The following is a 5170-nucleotide window of genomic DNA, read 5'->3' on the forward strand; positions in this document are numbered from 1 at the left end:
GAGTACGCCACGCCCACGCCCACCCCCGCCTCCAGCGACGAGCGCCGGTCCAGCCGGTGCGTCCACGCGCCGGTGAGGGTGGTGACCATGGCGCTGGCGCCGGTGGAGAAGCGCGAGTTCGTGAAGCCCACCGTGGTGGCCAGCGTGTGCCGGGGCGCGGGCGCCCAGCCGAGCGCCGCCTGCGCTCGTGGGCCGTACTGGAAGGGCACCGCCTCCTGGGCCGCCGCGTCCAGGCCTCCGCTGGCGGAGAAGCCCGCGCTGCCCGACAGCCGCAGCCCCGGGCCCAGCCACACCGTCTCCGCCGCGAGCGTCGTCAGCGAGGACAGGAAGTAGACGCTGTCACTGCCCTCCGGCAGCGGCTGGATGGGGATGTCCCCCGCGGTGTCGCCCGGCAGCGCCGTGTCCGGGTCGTCCAGGCTGCCGCCCAGGGGCAGGTTGGTGAAGAGGTTCACCTGGCCCAGCACGAACTCCTGGGTGCCGTGCAGGGTGAGGCCGCGCTGGGGCCGCCAGTCCCCCGACAGGCGCCCCACGTGCTGCACCTCCGTGCGCGGGTTGGTGGTGGCCTCGCGGAAGGAGATGCGCGGCGAGTACTCCACCTGCGCCACCGCGTTGCCGTCATCCAGCTTCAGGCCCAGCAGGGGGACGATGTCCATGTCCCCCGCCACGGGCGGCACGTCCGGGGTGGTGGCCTGCGCCTCCATGGAGCGCAGGCGCGTGTCCACGCGCGCCGCCGCGGCGTACGTCACGGAGGCGGAGGCCACCTCCAGCCACAGGCTCGCGAGGGCCGCGTCCAGCACGGGCTATTCCACCACCACCACGTCGCCGGGGCGCAGGCGGAAGGCGGCCGCGCGACCCTCGCCCCGGATGAGGTCCTCGTACTTCACGCGGATGCGCGTGGGCTCCTCCGCCTGCGGGTCCTCCCGGCGCAGCACGAAGATGCGGTCGCGGTGGGCGTAGTCGGTGAAGCTGCCCGCGGCGCCCAGCGCCTGGAGCAGCGTCGCGCCCGGGTCCAGCACGTGCGCGCCCACGTTGGCGACCTCGCCCAGCATCGTCACCGACATGGGCCGCGCTTCCTCCAGCGACACGGTGACGACGGGGTGGTTGATGAAGTCCTTGAGCCGCGTCTGGATCTGCTGCGCCAGCAGGGCCGGCGTGTGGCCCACGGCCTCCACGTCGTCCAGGAAGGTGAGGCTGATGCGGCCGTCCTCGCGCACCTTGGCGCGCGTGGTGAGCGCCTCCTGGCCCCACACCCGCACGTTGAGCACGTCGCCGGGGACGATTTGATAGGCCGCGTCGGAGGCGGGCGGCTTCTCCTGGTACTCGTTCACCCAGGTGTACTTGCCCAGGCCGCCGCACGCGGGGCCAAGGAGCAGAAGGCCGGCGCACGCGAGCGCGCGCGACACGGGACCTGAGAATCGGGACGGGCGGGACGGCATGGTGCTCGGGCGCCTCACGTGGTGGGGGTGGCCGTCACGACCACCTCGACAGGGGCGGCCTTGCCCCGCTGCCGCGCCATGCGTACCACCTGGAGCAGCTCCGAGGGGCGGATGGCGCCGGTGAGCAGCACGCCCACCACGTAGGTGCTGGCCGTCAGCCCCAGCCGGGGCCACGCGCTCACGCTGCCCACGAGGAAGCGGTCCAGGGCCACGCACACGCCGCACACCGCCGCCGTCTTCGCCACCATGATCAGCGAACGCCGGTCGAAGGAGTTCCTTCCCATGCGGCTCAGGAAGAGCACCGTGACGATGACCTCCGTGAAGAACATGGACAGCGCGGTGGCGGTGGCGCCGCCGGACGGGCCGATGCGGCCGTACAGCCAGGGGATGAGGCCCAGGTTGAGCAGCGGGTTCACCACCGCGCCCATCGTGGCCGCCAGCGTCACCCACCACTCCTTGTTGGACATGGTGAGCCAGATGCTGCTGACCATGGTGACGTAGGCCATCACGAAGATGGGCGACAGCACGCGCAGGGGCAGCGCCGCGGGCTCGAAGCCGGGGCCGCACATCAGGCGCACCCACAGGTCCGCGCCCAGCACCATGGCCATCATCACCGGCACGGTGAAGGCGAGCACGCCCTCCAGCGAGCGGCGCGTCAGGTGCGACAGCTCCTCGGGGGAGCGCGCCGCGGCGCGCGACATCATGGGCATCAGCACCCAGCCGAAGATGGGGCTGATGAGGAAGGTGAGCCCCGCGATGCTGAACGCGCCGCCGTACCAGCCCACCTCTTCCTTGGACGCGAGCTTGCCCAACAGCGACATGTCCGTGCGGCCGTTGCACGCGAGCGCCGCCGCGGTGAGGAAGAACGGCAGGCACGCCTTCATCACCTTCTTCGTGGCGGGCAGGTCGATGCGGAACTTCAACCCCAGGTGCTCCTTCGCCAGCCGCCAGCTGATGACGAGCTTCACCGCTTCGGAGGCCACCATGGGCACGGCCAGCCACTGGATGCCCACGCCCAGCGCGGCCATCAGCGCCAGGCCCCCGCCCCACACGATCTTGGTGATGACGTTGGACACCGACAGGCCCGCGACCTTGCCCTTGGAGTGCAGCAGCGCGGCCATGGAGGCGTTGACGACGATGAGCGACTGGGCGAGCGCGAACCACTGCACCAGGTGCTGCACCTCCGGCGGCTCGCCGGTGTGGTGGAGCACCAGCGCCAGCGCGACCATGAGGATCAACGTCATGCAAAGGCGCAGCAGCATGGTGGTGCCGAAGAAGTCGCTCGCGTGCTCCGGGCGGACCGGCACCTCCTTGCGGATGTACGTCTCCAGGCCCAGGTTGGTGGCCACGAAGAACGTGGCCGCGAAGGCCTCCGACCAGTTGAAGTAGCCGAACGCCTCCGGGCCCAGGTAGCGCGGCATCAGCGCGCGGATGCCCAGCGCGATGGCGTACGTCACCATCAGCGAGCCACCGAGCTGCAGGGTGCTGCGCACCGCGCCGCGGACTTCATTCGCGCGCGCGCCGTCTTCAACGTCAGCGGGGGAGGGGTTCTGGCTGGTCACTGTCATGGAGACGCGGGCCTTCGGGGGTGCTGCGCGCTCAAAGGGGGGAAGGCCCGCCCCATCGAAAGACGAGCGGGCCCGGCGCGTCAACGCCGGGCCCGGGGAAACAACAGGGTCGCCCGCTTAGCTGGCGCCGCGACCCGTGATGACCACCGGCACCGTCTGCAAGAGCAGGCGCAGGTCGCCGGTGAGGCTCCAGTGGTCGATGTACTGCATGTCCAGGTACATCCACTGCTCGAAGGAGATCTGGTTGCGGCCGGACACCTGCCAGATGCAGGTGAGGCCGGGGCGCACGGACAGCCGGCGGCGCTGCCACGTCTCGTACTTGGCGACCTCGCTGGGCACCGGCGGGCGCGGGCCCACGATGCTCATCTCACCGCGCAGCACGTTGAGGAACTGGGGCAGCTCGTCGATGGAGAACTTGCGGATGAACCGACCGATGCCGGTGATGCGCGGGTCGTTCTTCATCTTGAAGACGGGGCCGGTCTGCTCGTTCTGCGCGGCCAGCCGCTCCTTGAGCTCCTCCGCGTTCACCACCATGGAGCGGAACTTCAGCATGTAGAACGGCTTGCCGTGCTGCCCGGTGCGCAGCTGCTTGAAGAAGATGGGGCCGCGCGAGGTGAACTTGATGGCCGCCGCCACCGCGAGGAAGAGCGGCAGCAGCATCCACAGCGCCACCGCGGACACCGCGATGTCGAACAGGCGCTTCATGGCCATCTGGTGCGGCTTGGGCGCCACCGCCGCGAAGTGCAGGTAGCCGTCCGCCACCGCGCGGGACTCCACCGGGCGGGCGCGGTCCAGGCGGAAGGAGTGCGCGGGCAGCGCGAACGGCACGCCGAAGCGCTCCGCCAGCTTGATGGCGGCCTGCATGGACTCGCCCTGCTTCAGCGTGTTGCCGGCGATGTAGACCTCGCTCACCGGCAGCGTGCGCAACAGGCGCTCCAGCTCGTCCGCGGGCCCCAGCACCTGCGCGGGCAGGCTGTCGCCGGAGGCGTGGTCCTCCGGGAAGCGCACGTAGCCCAGGATCTTGTGGCGGCCGCGGCTCAGCAGGTCCTCGCCGGTGTAGCGGCCCATGGCGCCGGTGCCGACGATGAGGACCTCCTCCGTGGGGGCCTCCTGCGAAGCGACTTGGCGGAAGACGCCCAGCCGCAGCAGCAGCGCCACCGGCCAGAAGACGACCAGCAGCGGCGCGACGCCGACCTGCGCGGCCGCCGGCATGGCCAGCTCCAGCACCGCCTGCACCGTCACGACGGCCAGCGTGGTGACGGACACCAACGCCACGTGGTCCAGCTTGCTGCGCTCGGCGAAGCGCGAGTCATACAGACACAGCGCGGTGCCGGTGATGAGCCACACCAGCACGGCCGTGAGCACCATGCCCGGCAGCTCCCAGCCCAGCGGCAGCGTGCGGCCACCCTGCATCCACGCGGAGCCCAGCAGCACGCCCACCAGCAACACCAGGTCCACGGTGAGGTTCAGCTTCGCCGCGAAGCCGGGGGCCAGCCGCGGCGGATCCGTGGCCTCTTCCGAGGACGCGCTCCCCGTCAACGGGGCCGTCGACGCTGCCTTGACCTCGGCGCCTGCAGTTGCACTGCTCATCGTGTCCACCCCCCTCTGCTCCAAATGTTCAGGTCTGGCAGAGGATACCGTCATGGCTAGAAAAGTTTAACCAGGAGGAAATGTGAGATTGCCAAATTGTGCGTCGCGGCGCAACCACCGCTCAGCAAGAAAGACGTGACAACAGGTGAATCCTTGGAGGCCCCCGCCCTGGGACCGATGCAGCGACTAGGCGGATGACATTGAGGTACGACCGCGACCGTGGATCGTCCCCCGGTGTCCGGCGCCGTCGGCGGTGGGGAGACTGCATGTACGATGCCGGTCTGACAGGTGGATGTAACGGTGCTTCCTGGAGCGGGCCCTGGGCGACGTCATCAAGGGTTCCAGGCGGTTGGCGGTGTAGGACCGAGTCGTTCCTCACCGGTGTAGACGTTGCAGCGGCCGTTCCTTGAGAACGCGGCCAGCGTCACGCCGGAACGCAGGGCCAGGTCGATGGCGAGCGAGCTGGCGGCGGAGACGCTGACGACGACGGGGATGCGGGCGCGGGCGGCCTTCTGGACGATTTCGAAGCTGGCGCGGCCGCTGACGGCGAGGACGGTGGGGGCGGACGGGAAGGGT

The 5170-nt window shown here is 70.3% G+C and carries 4 protein-coding genes and 1 pseudogene; all 5 read right to left on the bottom strand.

Going from position 1 to position 5170, the window contains the following annotated elements; genetic code table 11:
* Positions 1-797, bottom strand: a pseudogene (locus tag D7V93_RS37380) (exopolysaccharide export protein EpsX); the annotation flags it as partial.
* 3 nt (positions 798-800) lie between these two features.
* Positions 801-1436, bottom strand: a complete 636-nt coding sequence (gene epsY / locus D7V93_RS37385; protein WP_120647882.1) for an exopolysaccharide export protein EpsY — start codon at positions 1434-1436, stop codon at positions 801-803.
* A gap of 14 nt (positions 1437-1450) precedes the next feature.
* On the bottom strand, positions 1451-2929 hold the full coding sequence (wzx, locus tag D7V93_RS37390; protein ID WP_244237737.1) for an exopolysaccharide biosynthesis flippase: 1479 nt from the start codon (positions 2927-2929) through the stop codon (positions 1451-1453).
* Between the two features lie 192 nt (positions 2930-3121).
* Positions 3122-4603 carry an exopolysaccharide biosynthesis polyisoprenyl-phosphate hexose-1-phosphate transferase EpsZ gene (gene epsZ, locus D7V93_RS37395; protein WP_208723280.1) on the bottom strand — a complete coding sequence of 494 codons (1482 nt, stop codon included), beginning with the start codon at positions 4601-4603 and terminating at the stop codon, positions 3122-3124.
* 323 nt (positions 4604-4926) lie between these two features.
* Positions 4927-5170 (bottom strand): formate dehydrogenase accessory sulfurtransferase FdhD (locus D7V93_RS37400; protein ID WP_208723281.1); only part of this gene is annotated, 244 nt, incomplete at its 5' end.

It is taken from the genome of Corallococcus llansteffanensis (assembly GCF_003612055.1).
Lineage (GTDB): Bacteria > Myxococcota > Myxococcia > Myxococcales > Myxococcaceae > Corallococcus > Corallococcus llansteffanensis.

Coding starts and splice junctions, on each gene's coding strand:
- epsY (WP_120647882.1), bottom strand. CDS start 1,436: ATGCCGTCCCGCCCGTCCCGATTCTCAGGTCCCGTGTCGCGCGCGCTC.